The sequence below is a fragment of the Nonomuraea sp. NPDC049152 genome, from assembly GCF_040648355.1.
In the GTDB taxonomy this organism is placed as follows: Bacteria; Actinomycetota; Actinomycetes; order Streptosporangiales; family Streptosporangiaceae; genus Nonomuraea.
Genome location: NZ_JBEZDO010000018.1, coordinates 193188 through 211478, shown reverse-complemented (window position 1 = coordinate 211478; position 18291 = coordinate 193188). Strand labels below are relative to the sequence as shown.

Sequence of the window (18291 nt, the reverse complement as noted above, 5' to 3'; positions counted from 1 at the left end):
GTAAGCCGGGCAATGGTAGGCCGACGTCGAGTAAGCCGGGCAATGGTAGGCCGACGTCGAGTAAGCCGGGCAATGGTAGGCCGACGTCGAGTAAGCCGGGCAATGGTAGGCCGACGTCGAGTAAGCCGGGTAACGGTAGGCCGACGTCGAGTAAGCCGGGTAACGGTAGGCCGACGTCGAGTAAGCCGAGCAACCGAAAGCCTACGACCAGTAAGCCGAAGACCTCTAGCAAAGGAACGCAGAAGAAGAACGACTTCGTTCTCGAACAGCTAGGCGACGTTGGTGACGTCTACTCCAGCGCTGACTCGTTCGGAATTGAACCAGGACGCTTCGACGGCTGTTCGGGCTGGCGCAGCTGCGTAAAGGACGTAGTCGAAGAAATAGTTGACAACGCCGCGGATGAGGCGGTCGATCAGATCATCGACGCCGTCGCACCAGATCTTCCAGTCGACAGCGTGCCCGGCCTTGGCGAACCCGGCGCATGCAACCTGCGAAGGCCAAGCAGCTTCCTGCCAGGAACGCCGGTGCTCATGGCTGATGGGTCGACAAAGCCGATCGAACAGGTCCGGATCGGGGACCTGGTCGTGGCCACCGATCCGAAAGCCGGGCGCACGGAGGCCAAACCCGTCACCACTTTGATCACTGGGTATGGCGACCGCCACCTGGTGAAGATCACGGTGGACATCGACGGGACCGGTGGCTCGGCAACAGATGCGATCACAGCAACCGACAATCACCCGTTCTGGCTTCCGCGGCTTGGTGAGTGGGTCACGGCGGGGCAGCTACAGCCAGGCATGTGGCTGCAGACCTCGGCAGGTGTCCACGTTCAGGTTTCTGCGGTCAGGCGTTGGACTGCGACTACACGCGTCCACAACCTGACCGTTGATGAGCTGCACACCTACCACGTCCTCGCAGGCGACCAAGCAATCCTCGTCCACAACGACAGTCCTCTTAGTGATGATGAATGCTTTGCGATCGCTGACAGGGCTAGAGACGAAACCCGTGAGGGTATGTCGAACACGCAACGGAGGAAACACGTCATGATCGTGGGCGCGGTCGACTGTGTCACGGGTGCCGTCGCTGTTGGCATGAAGCGATCAGAGAAGGGGGGGTCAACGCACTGTGCCGAGGACCTCGCCCGAGATGACCTTGCCGACCGGGGGTCGCTGCCTGAGAATATCCGGTACGGGCACCCAGCTCATCCAGATTCAATGAACGAAGCCGACTTCTGTGCAAGGTGCCGTACTCGGATTAATCCGTCACAGGTCCCACAGGACCGACGTTGGTAGTTCGTTAGTAGAAACAAGAGGTACGAATGATGTGGGACTGGCAAGCGCTTGAAACGTTGAGTGGTGATGCATCGGGCGTCCCGTCAGTCCTGCAGCGGCTCCTACGGGGTACAAGAGAACAGCGGGCAGAAGCATTCCGCGCGCTCGATGGGGAAGTGGTAAACCAAGGAGATCTTTATACTTCGGCGGCTGCAGTTACTGACGTTATTGTTTGCGAATTGCGATCGAACGGGTACATTCCCGAGTACGGCTGGTTGATGGTTCACGAAATACTTCGCGGTTTCTCTCGTGGCGGCCCGCTCGTAGTAGATGGTCATCCTGTCGAGATAGAGGATTATTGTCGAGGGTGCGTGCTTGACGCACTTCCGCTCATCGATAGGGCTGTCGCAGAACTTTCGGGTGAAGACTTCGCTTATGCGGCATTTCTTCTAGGCGATCTGGGTGAATATAGTAGACAGGCAATAGCAATACTGGAGCGCGAAGCTTCGAGATCGACCGGTTCGAGGCTCCAGTCGGCCCGTGACCAGTTGGAGGTTGCGATAGAACTGGCTCGTGAGCGAGAGCTCGGCGAAGGAAAAGACTAGGCAGCAACGGCCGGAGCCTCATGGTATGAGCCGACGGCCGTCCTTCCCAGCGAAGGGAGTCGGCGGAGCTTGCAATCGCAGTCCCAACAGCTTCATAGCCGAAACCCCGGTGTTGGTGGCCGACGGTGTTTGATCCCGCAGCTTCTGTCTGATCGGCGTTCAGGTGTCTCGCCACGTGGGGTGGATTCGCCCGTGAGGCGGCGGCTCATGAGGTCGATCATGACGACGCATGGCTTCGAGCTGGCTGGCAGGGCTTCGTAGTCGTGGGCAAGGCGGCGGCGGTGGAACATCGGCCAGCCGAAGGGTGCGCTCGACGACCCATCGGCGGGGCAGGGCGGCAAACCCCTTGGTGGCGGCGACGAGAGCGGGCCGTACCGTCGCTGTTTCTTCTCCGGGCCAGCTGTCGGGGCGGCGGAGGGCAGCGACACCACGAGCGCCCTACCCGTCGCGTCGGCCAGTTGGACCGCGAACGTCAGCGGGCTCCAGCCGTTGCCCGATCATGGTCTGTTCCGTGGCTGTTCCGTGAGAGATCGCAACACAGCCGAAGACGACGGAAGCAGGCGGCAAGCGTACGCCCTGCTCGCATGCTTGATCGCGGGGTTTTCCCAGATAGCCGGATCCGGGTTCTGAGAACACCCAGATCTACGAGGGCACCAACCAGATCCAGCGCATGGTCATGGCCAGGCAGCTCCTCAAGTAGGGCATGATCTGCGAAAACCCGGTCTCTAACGGTGAGGGGACCGGGTTTCGCGTGTTCGGGTAGAGCTTGAACTGTGTCGCTGTTCCGTGGGTGTTCCGTGATCTTGGCACTGGAGCCATGAACTGCCACGATGACACCTTGTGGACATCGACGGGTTCTGGGACCTGATCGAACGTTCCGGCAGGGAAACCGACACCAGACGAGCGCGCGTGGCGTGGCTGGAGAGGCACCTCTCCGGTCTGTCCGCCGAAGAGATCGCGGAAGCGCCCGACCATAGCGGCACGCACGGCGAAGACGCGTACCGCGTCCTACCTGTCGTCTTCGTCTCGGCCATCCTCGAAGACGAAGAGCGGTTTTGCGCCATGTGCGGGTGCTTCGGCGAACGAGATGGCTTCAGTGAAGCGTTCGAGCGGGAACGGCTTGCCTTGGGGGATGCTCAGCACTTCATCAGCGACGAGACTGCGAACCTCGGACAGCGCGCGCAGCGCATCCGCAGGTGAGGCAGTGCCGAACCAGCGGTTCAGCCAGAAGCCACGGACTGCTTTGGTCTCGTAGATAACCGAGCGTGCCAGCAGCGGGATCGTCAGCGCTGCCGGGTCAGTCTGCCGATGGGTAGAGAGCGCGCCGTAGACCACGACCTCTCCTCCCGGAGCCAATGCCTGGGATACCCGGGCACCCACGTGGCCCGCGACACAGTCGATGGCCTTGCGCACGCCAGCCGATCCTGCGATCTCGGCCACACGCTGCGACAGGTCCTCGTCCTCAGTGCAAATGACCTCGTCACCACCGAGCGCCTTGATCTCCTCGACGGCATCGCGCCGCCGCACGACATTGATCGTGCGAATACCCAGATGTCTGGCCAGCTGAATGACGAGCCGGCCGACGGTGGAGCCCGCGGCCGTCTGCAACAACCATTCACCCGGCTGTACGTCGAGTTCGCGAGACACGAGGAGCAGCGCGGTCAACGGGTTGACGGCGAGTTGGCAGGCGCTGGAGTCGCTCAGATGATCGGGGACCGGCAGGAGCCTTCGTTTATCGGCAACAAGGTATTCCTGCCAAGTGCCGGCCACATGCGGCCCGGGTACCGCCGGGACAGCAACGGCCACCACGCGCTCGCCGATCTTCAGTCCCTCGTGCGGCCTTGGCTGGAATATGCCCTTCGCGATCAAAAGTAGCCGTCTCCCTGTTTCCGGTCAGGACCTTGATTTGTAGGCGTTCCGCCGGCGCCGTGTTCGGGGTGAACGGAGGGCGCTCCCGTCGAACCCCCCGCCTCCGCGCGCCGTGTTGCGCGGGTCCGGTTCGACCGGCCGTGCGCCTTCTCCGAACGAGGTGGAGACCTGAGATGGCCGTCTGTGCTAAATTTTGGCCGAGTGGTCAAAATTTGGTCCGATGGGCCAGAGATGGGCCACCCGTAAGGAGACAGGATGAGACTCGAACTCCGGCCGCCCCGGCATCCCGTGGACCCGAGGGCGATCCGCTGGTGGACGGCGCAGGCGCTGGTTCCTGTGGTGCCGCCGGTGCTCGTGCTGGGCCTGCTGGCCCTGCTGATCCCGCCCGCCCGGGTATGGCTGCTGCTCTCGTTGGCCGTGGTCGCGGTGCCCGGCCTGGCGTACGTCCTGGTCATGCCGCGTCAGCGCTACCGGGTGCATCGGTGGGAGGCCACCGAGCACGCGGTCTACGCGGCGTCCGGCTGGGTGTGGCACAAGGCGCGGGTCGCGCCGATGTCGCGCATCCAGACCGTCGACACCGTGCGTGGTCCGCTCCAGCAGATCTTCAGGCTGTCCGGGGTGAAGGTCACGACGGCCTCGGCGGCGGGGTCGATCAAGATCCAGGGACTGGACCACCTGCTCGCCGCCGACCTGGTCGAGCGACTGACGGCCAGGACGCAGGCCGTCCCGGGGGACGCGACATGAGCGACTGGGAGGCGGATCGTGCCGAGGGGCGAGACGTGAGCCATGCCGGCCGAGACGACGTGGGACGTCCGAACGGGGGCCGTTCCGGGCGAGGCGGCGAGGGATGGGAGCGGCTTGACGGGCGGACCGTCGGGACCGGCCTGAGCTACGTGATCGGGCCCGCGATCCCGGCGGTGGCCGTCGTCGCGATCGCGGGGCCGAGTTCGCGGACGGTCATCCCGCTGCTCGCCCTGCTGGCCGTTCTCATCGGCGTCGGGGTGCTCGTCTCACTCCGGTACGCCACCACCCGGTACCGGATCACCGATGATCGGGTCGAGTCGCGGTCGGGGCTGCTGTTCAGGCGGCATCGCTCGATCCCGCGTGACCGGGTCAGGGCGGTCGACCTCACGGCCGGGCCGGCGCACCGGCTGTTGGGTCTCGCGGTGGTGCGAATCGACGCGGGCGAGCAGCAGGCGGGGCTTCGTCTCGACGCGATCGCCAGGGTCAGAGCCGAACGACTGCGGCTGCTGCTGCTCGACAAGGGGAACGCGGCGCCGGCGGAGTCCACGCTGGCGGCGTTGCGGCCAGGGTGGATCTGGTTCGCGCTGTTGAGCAGTTGGACGCCGCTCATCGGGTTCGCCCCGTTCGGCGCGTTCTTCCGCGTTCTGGAGATCTTCGGTGTCGAGCCGGCCGAGGTGGGGTTCCTGCGGGAGGCCTGGGGGGAGGTGAGCGTGGCCTCGCCGGTACTGGTGGCCGTGCTCGCGATCCTGACCGTCACGGTGATCGGGCTGGTGGGGGCGTTGGCGCTGTATGTGGAGGTGTGGTGGCGGTTCAGCCTGTCACGCGAACCCGGCGGCACCTATCGGGTACGGCGCGGCCTGATCAGCACGCGGTCGCTCTCGCTGGAGGAGAGCCGGTTGCGCGGGGTGGAGATGGCCGAGCCGGTTCCGCTGCGGTGGGGTGGCGGGGCCAGGTTGCGGGCGCTCGTCGCGGGGGTCGACCCCGACGACGACGAGGAGAGGACCTCTGCGGCGCTGCTGCCGCCGGCTCCGAGGGTGACGGCGTTGCGGGTGGCCGCGCAGGTGCTCGGCGGGCCCGCCCTGACGGCGTCGTTGCGTCCGCATCCTCGGGCGGCGTTGCGGCTGCGGCTGTTCCGGGCCGTGTGGCCGCTCGCGCTCGTGGCGCCGTTGCTTGCCTGGCTCGGGTTGTGGCTGAGCTGGGTCCCGGACTGGGTGTGGGTGATCGCTCCCGCGAGCGTGCTGGTGACGTTGCCGCTGGCCGTGGACGCCTATCGCAACCTTGGTCACGGGCTGGCAGGGCCGTACCTGGTGACCAGGCACGGCGCGGCGCGGCGCAGGACGGTGGCGTTGCGGAGGGACGGGATCATCGGCTGGGTGATCGGCCGGTCGCCCGCGCAGCGGCGGAGAGGGTTGATGACGCTGACGGCGGCGACGGCTGCGGGGGCTCATCGGGTGAGGGACGTCGGCGTGGGGGACGGGGTCGGGTTCGCTGAGCAGGCGGTTCCCGGGCTTCTCGCTCCCTTCCTCGGCTCCGCCTCCCCGTCGACGCCGGTGCGCTCCTAGTGCCCGGCGACTGAGGACGACGAAAGCGCGCCGCGTCCCGAGACGGACGTGGCGCGCTACGAAGGGCGGCGGCTCAGAGGAGGCGCTGGCAGCCGTACGCGGTGATCCTCGAGGGCGTGTCGGCGTATCCGGACGTGCAGACGATGAGCCGGGTCAGTTGCAGCGGCGACCAGACGGCGAACGGCTCGGTGATCCGCCCCCGGGCGGGGGCGCCGTCGTTTTCCTGGCAGTAGGCGCCGTCCAGCGTGCCGTTGTCCGAGAGGTTCGCGATGATGCAGGTGTAGGCGGGGGTGTCGTCGGCGTGGGCAGGCGAGACCAGGCCGACGAGGGCGAAGAGAGCGAAGCTCAGCGTGGCAACGGCGATCTTCACGGAAGGTTCCTTCCTGAGAGAGTGATCAAGCGCTGGAGCCTTAGGGCGCCAAGGCGCACTTTAGTGGTCGATCGATCACTCTGCGTAGTCGCCACGAGGAGTGCTGGTCAGATCATGGGGCAGGCGTCCTGTCCCGCGGGTCGGGCGCCAGGGCGACGGTGTTCCAGGCGTCGTCCTCGCCCCGACGGCGCCGGCCCTCCAGCGATGGTCCGGCGATACCGGGGCCGACGCTACGGAAGCACCGGGTAGTTGCTGCGGAACACGCCGTCGGGGTCGTGACGGCGCTTGATGTCACGCAGCCGCTCCAGGGTCGTGGCGGGGAAGGCGTCCGCGGCGCTCTCTCCAGGGGACAGGAACGTGTACGGCCTGCGCCCGCCGTCGATGATCTCCCGCTGCCTGTCCTCGACGCCGGGCCGGCCGAACAGGTAGAGCAGGTAGGGGTCGTCGAGCTGCCCGGCCGCGCTGTCGGACGGCCTGGCGAGCGCGCCGCCCAGGTGCCTGACCTGCACGCTGATGAGCGGGTCGATGGGCATGAGCCGCTCAAGGATCCCGTCGAGGTCGCCGATGAGCTGGGCCTTGGAGGCACCGGCACCGGGGTCGGTCGGCTCGCCGGTGATGTCACCGAGCGCGGCGATCGGCATCCGCCCGCGGGTGTCGGACAGCGCTCCGCCGATCTTGTCGAGCGGCGCGAGCAGCGTGCTCGCGTCCTGGCCGAGGTAGGTGGAGTCCACGGCGACGAACGGCGGCGCCCCGGGGAACTGCAGCAGCTCGAACCAGAGCGTCAGCTCGTCGGGCGCGGTCGCGGTGATCTCCCTGAAGGCCTCCAGCACCTCGGGGGCGCGCTCGGCGGGCCACAGGACGCGCCCGCCGTACAGGTCAGGGGCGAGGTGGAGGTCGAACTCGATGGCCGTCACTATCGCGAAGTCGCCGCCGCCGCCGCGCAGGGCCCAGAACAGCTCGTCATCGCGCGTCACCGTGGAACGCCGTCCCTCGGCGTCGACGATGTCGAAGGAGCGGACGCTGGAGGAGGCCCAGCCGTGCGCGCGGGAGAACCAGGACAGGCCGCCGCCCAGGGTGTAGCCGGTCACGGTGACGACGGGGGAGCTGCCCGGCAGCCCGGTCAGGCCGTGCGCGCCCGCCGCCGCCTGCACCTGACCCCATGCGACGCCGGCGCCGACGCGCGCGATCCTGGCCGCGGGGTCGATCTCCAGCGAGGACAGTCCGCGGGTACGCAGCAGGATGGCGCCCTCGACGTCGCCGCTGGCGCCGTGCCCGCTGGGCTGGGCGGCGAGGGCAAGTCCCTCCTTGCGGGCCAGCTTGACCGCCTCGGCCACGTCGTCGGCGTCGTGCGCCTCGGCGACCGCTCGGACGGGCTGGTGGACTGCCAGGTTCCATGGCCGGGTGGCCTGCTCGAAGCTCTCGTCGCCGGGGAAAGCGATGGTCAGCATGTTCTCACCATTTCCAACGTTGAATATCCAGAATTGACGCGTGGAGCGATCAGGTCCGCAGGTTCGCGAACCACGACCGGGTGTTGTCGGCCGTCGCGGGAAAGCGCCCCTCGACGGTCTTCCTGATGTCGGCCAGCGTCTGGACGGCCAGCTCGTGCCGCCAGGCCAGCTCCGCCCTGCGCATCGCCTGCGCGATCACGCAGGACTCCCTGTAGTCGACGTGCGGGCTGCCGCCGGGGCCCTCCCGCAGGATCTGCTCGCACCTGAACGCGTCCTCGGCGCCCTCGATCGCGGTGACCACGTCCATCAGGGTGATCCGGTCGAGCGGGCGGGCCAGCCTGAATCCGCCCCTCGGACCCGAGGTCGAGGTCAGGATCCCTGCCTTCGCCAGCGACTGGAGCTGCTTGTTGAGGTACGCCGTGGGCAGGCCGTAGAAGGCGGCCAGCTTGGCGGCCGTCATCGCCTCGCCCGTCTCGATCCACGAGAGGTTGAGGCAGCTGTGGAGCGCCCACTCGACGCCCTCGCTCATCCGCATATCCTGGATACTACACGTCCAGAATAGAGAGCACCATAGTGGAGCCCCAGGAATCGGGCCGGATCACGCTGAACCCCATGGCCTGGTAGAAGGCGAACGCTCCCGGGTTGCCCGCGCCCACACCCAGGTGCAGTCCCGGCACCCGCCGTTCACGCAGCGCGCCGAGCAGCGTCTTCATCAGGTGCCGGCCCACCCCCGCGCCCTGCCCCCTGGGCAGGATGTCGATGTGGAGATGGGCGGGGTAGCGGTCGTAGAGCTCGTCGGGTGTCGGGCTGGCGTCGTGGATGCGCTGGACGCACCACCAGTCCTGCGTGCCGTCGCCGGGGTTGGCGGCCATCGTGCGCGGATACCGCGCCCGCAGCCCCGGCCACCAGTGCTTCTCCATCCAGTGCTCGAAGGCCAGGGTGTCGGCGGTGGCGATGATGTAGCCGAGCACGCCCCGCTGGTCGACGGCGACGAAGCTCAGCTCGGGGTCGGCGACGGGGTAGGGGCCCGCGTAGATGTGGGCGAGCAGGTCGGGGTCGTGGTAGAGCGAGGTGGCGTCCTTGCCCGAGTCTCCCGTCTGGAGACACACCCGATACATGCCCGGCAGGTCGTACGGCTGGAACGGTCGAATCTCCACCATCTGCTCCCCCTAGCGCAAAGTCGAGACTGCGTGAACGTACCAGGCGTCGTGCGCGAAATCGCTCATGACGCCTCCGGGGAGATCGACTCCACCCACCTCCTGGTCTCCTCGATGGCGGCGTGCTCCCTGCGCCGCCACACCCCGGTTCCGCCCTCCTGCCACGGATGAGGGCCCTCCAGCGGGCGGTCGTGACCCCGGCTACGTCTTGGAAATCCTGACGTCTCCGTCGAGGCTCCTGGCCACGATCGTCCTGCCCCCGGCCTTGCCCGCGTCCTTGAACTCCGAGCGGGCACGGCCGTTGCGGCTCACCGCGGTGATGCCGTACTCGCCCGCGGGCACGGTCACCACCACGCCACCCTCCCGCGACTGGGTGTCGACCTTGCCGGGCGCGGCGGCGAACTGCACCCTGATGTCGCCGTCGCGCGACTTGGCCCGCACATCGGCCGAGCGGGTGGCCGTCGACCTGATGAGTCCCTCGCCCGTGCTCAGCCGCAGCATCCCCGACAGGCCGTCGGCGAGGATGTCGCCGCCGGTGGTGGACACCGAGACGTCCTGGGCCAGGCCGGACAGCGTCACCCGCTCGTCCCCTCCGTCGACGACGAGCTTCACCCCCGGCGGCAGGTGCACGGTGTAGCGCGCGCCGCAGGTCGAGAAGAAGACCGTGCAGTCGGTGCGCAGGGACAGCGTGCCGTTCTCCAGCGTCCACCTGGACTTGCCGGGATCGCCGCCCGTGCCCTGCAGCCACCGTTCGACCTTCACTCCCGAGGCGTCACCGGGGACCACGCGCAGGTCGCCGACCCTGGCCTGGACGGTCAGCGTGCCTCCCGCGTGGGGGAAGGTCGTGGCCTGGTGCTGTTCCTTCGTGTCGGGCTGGAAGCCGCAGGCGGTCAGAGTGACGAGCCCCGCCGCGGCCAGTGCGATCATCCGCTTCATGTAAGCGATCGTGACGCCGATCGGCCGCGGTGCTATCGGCCATGTGGACGATCTGCCATCGGCCGATCGTCCCTATAGCGCGGACAGCAGCTTCTCGACATGGGAGAGGGGGTCGTCACCGACGGGGCGAAGCACGACGGTGCTCGCGCCCGCCGCCCACAGGGCCTTGACCGCGCCGGCGGCCTGCTCGGGGGAGCCCTCCGCGGCGAAGACCTCGGACGGGTCCACCCCCAGGAACTCGGCCACTCCCGCCCGCGTCCGGTCCAGCGCAGAGGGATCGCCGACGCACAGGTGGGTGAAGACGATCAGTTCGTGCTCGCCGGGTGCGGCGATCCGCTCCAGCGTCGGGCCGATCGAGTCGGGGCCGAAGCCCTCGGGAAGGATCGTGCCCTGCGCCACCCTGCCCGACAGGGCCAGCGAACGGGGGCTCTTCACCCCCGCCACGATCGGGGGGACCACGGCGGGCGGGTGCACCAGCCGTACCGCGTCGAGGTGGACGGACCTGCCGTCCACGCTCACGCTCTCACCGCGCAGCAGCCCGCGCACCGCGGTGATCGTCTCCTCCAGCAGCGCAAGGGGCGAGGGGGCGGCCGCGCCGACCTGGCGCATCCAGTCCTGCACGCCGTGGCCGACACCGCCGACGAACCGTCCGGGGAAGAGCCTGGCCAGGTTGGCGAACTCCATGGCGAGCAGCATCGGGTTGCGCAACGGGGCAGGCGCGATGCCGAGGCCGACGCGCACCCGCGAGGTGCCGGCCAGCGCTGCCGCGGCCGAGGTGAGGCCGCCCGTCCAGCCGAGGTCCTCCACCACCCAGAGGTCGTCCACCCTGGAGTCGAGCGTCTGCGCGAACGGGACGAGCTGCTCGGGCGGCAGGTCGCGGTCGAACATCACGCCAAGCCTCATGCGGGCATCCTCCGAAGGTCACGGGTCACGCTCGGCAGCGGAGTCCCGCGCCTGCGTCAAGGCGTCGCCGATGCTAGTGAACGGCGTTCGGCGGCGGCAAGCCTCAGGCCGCCAGCTCCTGACGCGCCTCGTCGACCGAGTCGGTCAGCTCGAAGTGCCGGTCCAGGTTCGTGATCGTCAGGAGGTGGGGGATCATCCCGCCGTCCACGATCAGCATCAGCCTCCCGCGCTGCTGCTGCACCCTGGTCAGCGTCGAGACCAGCACCCCGAGACCGACCGAGTCACAGAACGGCACCTCGGTCAGGTCGATCGCCAGGTGTGGCTCCTCCATGGTCGCGAGCGCGGCGTCGATCTCGGCCCGCATGTGGGGAGCTGTCGTCAGATCCAGATCACCGACCGCCTGGAGAAGCGCGAACCGACCGTCCGTCCAGGACCTGACTAGCATTTTCAGCCACCTCCGCTCGTGGTCTCTTCCCATGCCCGAAAAGGGAAGGCTTATCCCTCTTTTTTGCAGATGTTCTGGCTTGCGGTGCGAGTGGTGGGGGTAACTTGCGGCGACGGGGAGACGGAAGGGGTGGCGGCCGACTTGGGCTTGCGGACCTTCAGCTGGTCCTGCCCGATCACGACCTCGATGCCCTTGACGTCGGCCTCCTTCAGCTGCGCGCCGGGGATGGCCGCGGCCACCACCTTCGCCTCCTCCGCCTTCCCCGGGGCATGGCGCACCAGCGTCGTCTTGAAGTCCTTGCGCGCGGTGTTGCCTGGCGCGCCCGGCACCTTGAACCCGTAGTCGACCAGCCCCGCCTTGGTGCGCGCGCCGAGCCCGGTGATCAGCGTGCCGTTCAGCACCTTGACCGTGATCTGCTCGGGCGGCACGGTCGGCCTGCTCAGGGTGGGGGTGGGAGAGGGCTTCGGGGCGGGCTTGGCCAGGTCCTGGTCGGCCGCGATCCGCCGGAACAGGTCGGCGGCCCGCTCCTTGTCCCACAGCACGGCCGACTCGCCCGTCGGCGTCTTGAAGTCGACGTTCGCCAGCGGCACGCCGGCGAACTTCACGTCGTTCAGCGAGACGTCCTTGAGTTGCTCGACCAGCGGCACGAGTCCGTCGTCGGGATCCACCTTGATCGTCGCCAGCGAGGCGTTGACGAAGGAGATCAGGTTGGCGGGGTTGGACAGCGCCTCGCTCAGCATCGCCGAGATGACCTGCTGCTGGCGGTCGATCCGGTCGAGGTCGGAGCGGGCGGTCGCCCTGGTGCGGGCGTAGCCGAGCGCCTTCGCGCCGTCGAGCCTGTGGGTGCCCGCCCGCAGGTTGAGCCCCGTCTTCGGGTCGTTGATGGGCACCGGCGTGCAGACGGTCACGCCGCCCAGCCTGTCGACCACGTCCACGAAGCCGAGGACGTTCACCTCGATGTACCTGCTGATCGGCAGCCCCGTCAGCTGCTGCACGGTCTTGACCGCCAGCTTGGCGCCGCCGAACTGGTAGGCGGAGTTGACCTTGTGCTGGCCCTGGCCGGGAATCGTGGTCCAGGTGTCGCGCGGCAGGCTCACCACCGTCGCCTTGCGGTGGTCCTCCGACAGGTGGATCACCATCATCGTGTCGGTGCGCTCGCCGACCTCGCGGCCCAGCCTGAGCCTGTTCTGCTCCTTGCGGGTCAGGTCGTCGCGCTTGTCGACGCCGACCAGCAGGATGTTCATCGCCCCCCGAGGGGCCTGCTCGACCGCGCCGAGGCCCGCGTCGACCGAGCCGATCTGCCGCGGCGTGGCCCACACCCAGCCGGTGCCCGCCAGGATGGCGGCCGACAGGGAGCCCGAGACGATCAGGTTGCGCCGCCGCGCCCTCGCGCCACGGCCCGGCTTGCGCGGAGTACGGCGGGCCGCGAGCCTGACACCGCCGGGAGCGTCGCCGCCCACGTGCACACCCGCGTCACCCTCCTCCGGGTCGCCCATGCAGTGCCCCCTCCAAGCGCCGCAGGAATCGGGCTTTGGATTGCCCTCCTCCCCTGGTCGTACAGTAGCGTGAGGCCCGCCATGAAGCAGTTCCCCGACTCGCCCGCGCAGCCCGCGTTCCCACAGACGCGCGCCTGGCCGGCGATCTCCGTCGTGATGCCGATCCTCAACGAGGAAAGGCACCTCCGCGAGGCCGTCGCCCAGATCCTCGCCCAGGCCTACCCAGGCCCCATCGAAGTCGTGCTCGCCGTCGGGCCCTCCCACGACCGCACCCAAGAGGTGGCCGACGCGATCGCCGCGGCCGACCCCAGGGTGACCGTGGTGGCCAACCCGACAGGACGCACACCCAACGCGCTCAACGCCGCCATCGGCGCCTCCCGCCACGAGATCATCGCCAGGGTCGACGGGCACGCCATACTGCCGGACGACTACCTCAGGGTGGCGGTCGAGACGCTGGAGGAGACCGGAGCCGACAACGTCGGCGGCGTCATGGCGGCCGAAGGCATCACGCCCTTCGAGCAGGCCGTCGCCCGCGCCATGACCTCCAAGATCGGCGTCGGCGCCGCCGCCTTCCACGTGGGAGGCACGGCGGGTCCCGCCGACACCGTCTACCTCGGGGTGTTCAGGCGCAGCGCCCTCGCCAGGGTCGGCGGCTACGACGAGCACTTCCAGCGGGCCCAAGACTGGGAGATGAACCACCGCATCCGCGAAACGGGCGGCCTGGTGTGGTTCCAGCCGCGGATGCGCGTCACCTACCGGCCGCGGCCCAACCTGAAGGCGCTCGCCAAGCAGTACTTCCACTACGGTCGCTGGCGGCGCGTGGTGGCCCGCACCCACGAGGGCACGATCAACCTCCGCTACCTGGCCCCGCCCGCCGCGGTGGTGGCGATGGTGCTGGGGCTGGTGGTGTCGCCGTTCTTCCCGCTGGGGCTGATCGTCCCCGGGGGGTACGTGCTGGCGATCGTCGGCGGATCCGTGCTGACGGGCAGCGGTCTTCCCGGGCGGGCGAAGGCGGCGCTGCCGTTCGTGTACGCGGCGATGCACATGTCGTGGGGCTGGGGCTTCCTCACGAGCCCCCGCAGACTCTCCCGCCCCCAACGCTGACCGGGGGTCTTCGGGGTCGGCCTTTCAACCACCGAAGGACGCCCGCCGGTGACCATGGGCAGGACCGTGCCTGGATCGGTGTCCCGGTCCTCTGGGGAAAGGGGACGCCCGGTCAGGCGTCGAGTGCCTGGCCGGTGAGGTCGGAGGCCAGCACGTCGACCGAGACCCGAGCGGCCCCGGCCCCCTCGGCGTTGACGCAGTTCACCGCGATGCCGTCTTCCGCCCACTCCTCCGCCAGCGCCCGGGACAGCTCCGCGATCGCCGCCGCGCCGGCCCGTGCCAGCACCCCGCCCGCCGAGCGTGACGAGGTGAGCAGCAGCAACCGGCCGTGCGACTCCCGCAGGTGCGGATGCGCGGCTCTGGCCACGGTCACCGCCGCGAGGTAGTCGTCGCCGACCTCCGCCAGCCCGCCCGCGGGCCGTACGGGCGCCGCGTGCACCACGCAGTCCACCCTGCCCACCTCCCGCAGCGCCGTGGAGACCTGCGGCGTGGCGACTGAAGCGGGTGGCAGGAGGAGCACCCGCGCGGCTCCACGGGCCCGAGCCAGCTCGGCCACCTCGGCGCCGACCCCCCGTTCGTCGCCGACGACCACCACCGTCCGCCCCTCCAGCGCAGACCCAGAGGCCGGAGACACGGAAGAGGGGCCCATCCGGAACAGCGTGTCCGCGATGAGCAGGTCGACAGGGTGGGTCACCTTGATGTTGCGCTCGCTCCCCCGCACGACCACGATCGGAACCTCGGGCAGGTACCGCAGCACCACCCCGCAGTCGTCCGTCGGCGGCTGCCTGCCGAAGTCGGGGTCGGCGAAGGCCCGCTCGTACGCCTCCCTGATCACCGACAGCCTGAACCCCTGCGGCGTCTGGACGCGACGCAGCCGCGCCCTTTCCGGCACCTCGCGCACGACGTCCCCATGCGGGCCAGGCTCCACCACCACGATGGTGTCCGAGCTGGGGATCGCCACCTCCACCGCCGTGTTGAGCCTCAGCGCCTCGACACACTCCGTGATGATCTGGGGCTCCAGCAGGGGTCGTACCGCGTCATGGAGCAGCACGTTGCACTCCTCGGGCCCCAGCGCGTCGAGCGCCCGCCGCGTGGTCTCCGTGCGCGAAGCGCCGCCCTCCAGGACCTGGCCGACCTTCCCGAAGCCGCGCGCGGCCACCAGCTTCTCGACCTCGGCGGTGAAGCCTGGCGTCATCAGCACGATGATCTCGTCGATCTCGGGCGCGGCGTCGAACAGGGCCAGCGTGTGCTCGATGATCGACTTTCCGGCGACGGTGACGAGCTGCTTGGGGGTGTTCAGCCCGACCCGCTGACCCACGCCCCCCGCGAGGACCACTGCCACGGAGCGCAGTCGAGATTCCATATGGCGAGAGTAACGGTCTCGCGCCTCACGGCCGCGCCTCGTGATTTGCGGTCGGCCTGTCGCTACGCTGGGCAACGCACTCCTCGTGTCCGAAGGAGAACTGCGCGTGTCAGAATCCACCACCATCCGGGAAGGCGTCACGGCCGCGGCCGTGGTGCTCGCCACGACCCCCGCCGCCAGGCTCTCGTGCGCGGACGGCACCCTGCTCGACAGGATCAACGACCAGCTCGTGGTGCTGCCCGTCCGCGACGTGCACGTGGTGCCGCAGGGCGGGGGCCTCGGAGCCGACCTGCGCGGCGTGGCCAAGATCGCGCGCATCTGCACAGGGGCGGTCGTCCTGCTGCCCGCCGACCTCATCGCGCACACCGAGGCGCTGGCCGTCCTCATGGAGCATCCGGCCCGCGGCACGGGGGCGCTGGTCAGCTCCGACGCCATGGTCGGACCGCTGCGCCCGCCCGTCAGGATCCAGCACGCCAGGGTCGTCGCCGCGGGAAGCTCCTTCCACGTCGTTCCCGAGGCGAACGCGACGTTCAGGGGCGTGCTCCAGGTGGGCGAGGCGGACCTCGGCACCCTCGCGGACATCGCCGACGAGCTGGCCGAGCTCGCCGACACGGGAAGGCTCGGCCCCGTGACGCCGATCGAGACCATCGACCTGCTGCTGGTCGGGCTGGTGCGTTCCGGGGTGCCGGTGCGGGCGGCGCAGATCGGGCGGCTGCACGCCGACCGCGTGACCGCCCAGTCCGCCGCCGACCTGGCCGTGACCAGGCTGGCCGACGTCGACGAGGTCAAGGTACGGCTCGACACCGCGGTGAAGAGCGACGACGGCTTCTTCGCCACCTACTTCGTCAGCTCGTGGTCGCCTCACCTCGTCCGCCTGGCCGCGCGGCTGGGGCTGACGCCCAACGCGGTGACCGGCATCTCGGTCGGCATGGCCGTGCTGTCGGCCGTGTGGTTCTCGGCGGGCACCAGGGACGCCCAGGTCGTCGGCGCCGCGCTGCTGCTGCTGTCGTTCGTCCTCGACTGCGTCGACGGGCAGCTCGCCCGCTTCACCAGGACGTTCACGCCACTCGGCGCGTGGGTCGACGGCATGGCCGACCGGTTCAAGGAGTACGTCGTCTACATCGGCCTCGCCCTCGGCTACACCGCCGGGCTCGACGCGGGCGACGGAGGTCCCGAAGGGATCTGGCGATTCGCCGTGGCGGCGATGATCCTGCAGACGCTGAGGCACTCCACGGACTTCTCCTACAAGGGGGCGGTGGCCGACGCCAAGCGGATCGGCGCCGCGTGGGCCAGACCGCCGAGGTCACTGCTGGAGTCCGCGGACGGGGGGCGCTTCGCCGTACCCCAGCAAGGGGTGTTGGGGCTGGCGCAGCGCCTCGAACGCGAGTCGCTCACCAGGTGGGCGAAGAAGGTGATCGTGCTGCCGATCGGCGAGCGGATGGCGCTGATCGCGGTCACCGCGGCGCTGTTCAACGCGAAGATCACGTTCACGGCACTGCTCGTCTGGGGCGGCATCGCCTTCCTCTACCAGCTCGTCGGCAAGATCGCGAGGTCGACCGGATGACGTGGATGCGACCATGATTTCCGTTCATATGATCCCTGTCCCCCGCAGCCGGGTCGTCTCCTATCGCGACGACGGCCCGCTCTCGCGCGGCATGGGCGCGCTGGTGGCCGGTCAGCTGCCTCCGCTGCCGCCCGCGATCGCCGGCGCCTTCGTGACCGGCATCCTGCTCCTTGTCGGGCTGGGCGGCACCGACGGGCTGGCGGTGTTCGCCCCCGCCGTGACGCTGCTGCTGGCCGGGCCGGGCAGCTCCCATGCGCACGACGGCAGGGTCGACTGGCTGGTCCCGCCGATCCTTCGGCTGACGGAGTACGTCTTCGTCGCGGCGGTCTGCTTCGGCCACGACCTCCACCCGCTGATCATCTTCGCGCTGCTCGGCGCGATGGCCTTCCACCACTACGACCTGGCCTACCGGGTACGGCAGCGCGTCTACCCGCCGCCGTGGCTGTCCACCGCGGGCCTCGGCTGGGACGGCAGGATGCTCGTCGTGTCGGCCGGAGTGATCATCGGCCAGGTGACGGCGGTGTGCGTCCTGCTGGCCCTCTACCTATGGTGCCTGTTCGGCTGGGAATCGATGACGTGCTGGCTTGCCGCGCCCCGTTCAGGGGTGGATGAGGCCGACATCGGAACTCCAGACTAAGAGCGGATTACACGATCAGGGCCTCAAGGCAACTAACCTTTGGGGTCTTACGTAGTCATGCTCGACTGAGGAGTGCACGTTGCTGGGAATGGTGCTGGCCGCCGGGGCCGGACGACGCCTGCGGCCGTACACCGACACGCTGCCCAAGGCGCTCGTGCCGGTCGACGGAGAAACGACGATCATGGACATCTCGCTGCGCAACCTCGCCGCGGTGGACCTGCGTGACGTCGTGATCGTGGTCGGATACGCGGCGCAGGCCGTACACGAGCGCAAGGCCGAGCTGGAGAAGCGGCACGGTGTGCGGCTCACCCTCGTGCACAACGACAAGGCCGAGGAGTGGAACAACGCCTACTCGCTGTGGTGCGCGCGCGACTACTTCGCTCAGGGGGCGCTGCTGGTCAACGGTGACACCGTGCACCCGGTCTCGATCGAGGAGACGCTGCTGTCGGCCCCCGCGACCAGCGACATCCTGCTCGCCGTCGACGACGTCAAGTCGCTGGCCGACGAGGAGATGAAGGTCACGCTCAACGACGGCTCGCTCAAGCGGATCACCAAGCTCATGGACCCCGCCGAGGCCTACGGCGAGTACATCGGCGCGACCCTGATCCGCCCGGGCGCCGCCGAGCGCCTGGCCGACGCGCTGCAGGCCACGTTCGAGCGCGACCCGCAGCTCTACTACGAGGACGGCTACCAGGAGATGGTCGCGCGCGGCGAGAAGATCCACGTCGCGCCGATCGGCAAGGTCGAGTGGGTCGAGGTCGACAACCACGACGACCTCAACAAGGCCCGCGACATCGCCGCCCGCTACTAGAGGAGGCTC

The 18291-nt window shown here is 68.9% G+C and carries 18 protein-coding genes; 8 read left to right on the top strand and 10 right to left on the bottom strand.

Features of this window, described 5'->3' with window-relative positions:
- Both AB0B45_RS30140 and AB0B45_RS30135 read left to right on the top strand, forming a co-directional pair.
- Nucleotides 1-1289 (top strand): polymorphic toxin-type HINT domain-containing protein (locus AB0B45_RS30140; protein WP_358137285.1); only part of this gene is annotated, 1289 nt, incomplete at its 5' end.
- A gap of 26 nt (nt 1290-1315) precedes the next feature.
- Nucleotides 1316-1873, top strand: a complete 558-nt coding sequence (locus AB0B45_RS30135) for a hypothetical protein (protein WP_358137282.1) — start codon at nt 1316-1318, stop codon at nt 1871-1873.
- 1008 nt (nt 1874-2881) lie between these two features.
- On the opposite strand, the gene AB0B45_RS30130 is transcribed toward AB0B45_RS30135, so the two are convergent.
- On the bottom strand, nt 2882-3742 hold the full coding sequence (locus AB0B45_RS30130) for a zinc-dependent alcohol dehydrogenase family protein (protein ID WP_358137279.1): 861 nt from the start codon (nt 3740-3742) through the stop codon (nt 2882-2884).
- Between the two features lie 255 nt (nt 3743-3997).
- Between AB0B45_RS30130 and AB0B45_RS30125 the strand changes: the two genes are divergently transcribed.
- Both AB0B45_RS30125 and AB0B45_RS30120 read left to right on the top strand, forming a co-directional pair.
- Nucleotides 3998-4486 carry a PH domain-containing protein gene (locus AB0B45_RS30125; RefSeq protein ID WP_358137276.1) on the top strand — a complete coding sequence of 163 codons (489 nt, stop codon included), beginning with the start codon at nt 3998-4000 and terminating at the stop codon, nt 4484-4486.
- Nucleotides 4483-6048 (top strand): PH domain-containing protein, encoded by a 1566-nt coding sequence (locus AB0B45_RS30120; RefSeq protein WP_358137273.1) that lies wholly within the window; start codon nt 4483-4485, stop codon nt 6046-6048. The genes AB0B45_RS30125 and AB0B45_RS30120 overlap by 4 nt, the downstream gene beginning before the upstream one ends.
- Before the next feature lie 73 nt (nt 6049-6121).
- Here the strand turns inward: AB0B45_RS30120 and AB0B45_RS30115 are convergent, their stop codons facing one another.
- The 8 genes from AB0B45_RS30115 to AB0B45_RS30080 all read right to left on the bottom strand — a co-directional run bounded on the left by AB0B45_RS30115 (nt 6122) and on the right by AB0B45_RS30080 (nt 12803).
- Nucleotides 6122-6418: a hypothetical protein gene (locus tag AB0B45_RS30115; RefSeq protein WP_358137272.1), complete on the bottom strand. Its 297-nt coding sequence runs from the start codon at nt 6416-6418 to the stop codon at nt 6122-6124.
- A gap of 230 nt (nt 6419-6648) precedes the next feature.
- On the bottom strand, nt 6649-7866 hold the full coding sequence (locus AB0B45_RS30110) for an FAD-binding oxidoreductase (protein ID WP_358137269.1): 1218 nt from the start codon (nt 7864-7866) through the stop codon (nt 6649-6651).
- A 49-nt stretch (nt 7867-7915) separates the two neighbouring features.
- On the bottom strand, nt 7916-8395 hold the full coding sequence (locus AB0B45_RS30105; protein WP_358137266.1) for an Rrf2 family transcriptional regulator: 480 nt from the start codon (nt 8393-8395) through the stop codon (nt 7916-7918).
- 16 nt (nt 8396-8411) lie between these two features.
- Nucleotides 8412-9026, bottom strand: a complete 615-nt coding sequence (locus tag AB0B45_RS30100; protein ID WP_358137264.1) for a GNAT family N-acetyltransferase — start codon at nt 9024-9026, stop codon at nt 8412-8414.
- A 198-nt stretch (nt 9027-9224) separates the two neighbouring features.
- The gene (locus AB0B45_RS30095; protein ID WP_358137261.1) at nt 9225-9959 is read right to left on the bottom strand and encodes a DUF4097 family beta strand repeat-containing protein; all 735 of its coding nucleotides are present in this window, start codon (nt 9957-9959) and stop codon (nt 9225-9227) included.
- Nucleotides 9960-10031: 72 nt separating this feature from the next.
- A complete protein-coding gene (locus tag AB0B45_RS30090; protein WP_358137260.1) occupies nt 10032-10862 on the bottom strand; it encodes an LLM class flavin-dependent oxidoreductase in 831 nt (276 codons plus the stop codon).
- A gap of 103 nt (nt 10863-10965) precedes the next feature.
- Entirely contained in the window at nt 10966-11307 is a 342-nt protein-coding gene (locus AB0B45_RS30085) for an STAS domain-containing protein (RefSeq protein WP_358137258.1), read from the bottom strand.
- Between the two features lie 50 nt (nt 11308-11357).
- On the bottom strand, nt 11358-12803 hold the full coding sequence (locus AB0B45_RS30080; RefSeq protein ID WP_358137255.1) for an LCP family protein: 1446 nt from the start codon (nt 12801-12803) through the stop codon (nt 11358-11360).
- Between the two features lie 81 nt (nt 12804-12884).
- On the opposite strand from AB0B45_RS30080, the gene AB0B45_RS30075 reads away from it, so the two are divergent.
- Nucleotides 12885-13907 carry a glycosyltransferase family 2 protein gene (locus tag AB0B45_RS30075; protein WP_358137253.1) on the top strand — a complete coding sequence of 341 codons (1023 nt, stop codon included), beginning with the start codon at nt 12885-12887 and terminating at the stop codon, nt 13905-13907.
- Nucleotides 13908-14019: 112 nt separating this feature from the next.
- On the opposite strand, the gene AB0B45_RS30070 is transcribed toward AB0B45_RS30075, so the two are convergent.
- Nucleotides 14020-15270: a bifunctional cytidylyltransferase/SDR family oxidoreductase gene (locus tag AB0B45_RS30070; protein WP_358137251.1), complete on the bottom strand. Its 1251-nt coding sequence runs from the start codon at nt 15268-15270 to the stop codon at nt 14020-14022.
- A gap of 106 nt (nt 15271-15376) precedes the next feature.
- On the opposite strand from AB0B45_RS30070, the gene AB0B45_RS30065 reads away from it, so the two are divergent.
- The 3 genes from AB0B45_RS30065 to AB0B45_RS30055 all read left to right on the top strand — a co-directional run bounded on the left by AB0B45_RS30065 (nt 15377) and on the right by AB0B45_RS30055 (nt 18282).
- Complete coding sequence (locus AB0B45_RS30065; RefSeq protein ID WP_358137248.1) at nt 15377-16834, top strand: CDP-alcohol phosphatidyltransferase family protein; 1458 nt, start codon at nt 15377-15379, stop codon at nt 16832-16834.
- A gap of 28 nt (nt 16835-16862) precedes the next feature.
- Nucleotides 16863-17471: a DUF5941 domain-containing protein gene (locus AB0B45_RS30060; RefSeq protein WP_358137246.1), complete on the top strand. Its 609-nt coding sequence runs from the start codon at nt 16863-16865 to the stop codon at nt 17469-17471.
- A 79-nt stretch (nt 17472-17550) separates the two neighbouring features.
- Nucleotides 17551-18282 carry a phosphocholine cytidylyltransferase family protein gene (locus tag AB0B45_RS30055; protein ID WP_358137243.1) on the top strand — a complete coding sequence of 244 codons (732 nt, stop codon included), beginning with the start codon at nt 17551-17553 and terminating at the stop codon, nt 18280-18282.
- The last annotated feature ends 9 nt before the right edge of the window (nt 18283-18291 follow it).

Excerpts from the sequence above, each read along its gene's own strand:
- AB0B45_RS30135 (WP_358137282.1), top strand. The coding sequence starts at position 1,316 with ATGATGTGGGACTGGCAAGCGCTTGAAACGTTGAGTGGTGATGCATCG.
- AB0B45_RS30060 (WP_358137246.1), top strand. The coding sequence starts at position 16,863 with ATGATCCCTGTCCCCCGCAGCCGGGTCGTCTCCTATCGCGACGACGGC.
- AB0B45_RS30125 (WP_358137276.1), top strand. The coding sequence starts at position 3,998 with ATGAGACTCGAACTCCGGCCGCCCCGGCATCCCGTGGACCCGAGGGCG.
- AB0B45_RS30105 (WP_358137266.1), bottom strand. The coding sequence starts at position 8,395 with ATGAGCGAGGGCGTCGAGTGGGCGCTCCACAGCTGCCTCAACCTCTCG.
- AB0B45_RS30075 (WP_358137253.1), top strand. The coding sequence starts at position 12,885 with ATGAAGCAGTTCCCCGACTCGCCCGCGCAGCCCGCGTTCCCACAGACG.
- AB0B45_RS30110 (WP_358137269.1), bottom strand. The coding sequence starts at position 7,866 with ATGCTGACCATCGCTTTCCCCGGCGACGAGAGCTTCGAGCAGGCCACC.
- AB0B45_RS30100 (WP_358137264.1), bottom strand. The coding sequence starts at position 9,026 with ATGGTGGAGATTCGACCGTTCCAGCCGTACGACCTGCCGGGCATGTAT.
- AB0B45_RS30120 (WP_358137273.1), top strand. The coding sequence starts at position 4,483 with ATGAGCGACTGGGAGGCGGATCGTGCCGAGGGGCGAGACGTGAGCCAT.
- AB0B45_RS30085 (WP_358137258.1), bottom strand. The coding sequence starts at position 11,307 with ATGCTAGTCAGGTCCTGGACGGACGGTCGGTTCGCGCTTCTCCAGGCG.
- AB0B45_RS30070 (WP_358137251.1), bottom strand. The coding sequence starts at position 15,270 with ATGGAATCTCGACTGCGCTCCGTGGCAGTGGTCCTCGCGGGGGGCGTG.
- AB0B45_RS30090 (WP_358137260.1), bottom strand. The coding sequence starts at position 10,862 with ATGAGGCTTGGCGTGATGTTCGACCGCGACCTGCCGCCCGAGCAGCTC.
- AB0B45_RS30080 (WP_358137255.1), bottom strand. The coding sequence starts at position 12,803 with ATGGGCGACCCGGAGGAGGGTGACGCGGGTGTGCACGTGGGCGGCGAC.
- AB0B45_RS30095 (WP_358137261.1), bottom strand. The coding sequence starts at position 9,959 with ATGAAGCGGATGATCGCACTGGCCGCGGCGGGGCTCGTCACTCTGACC.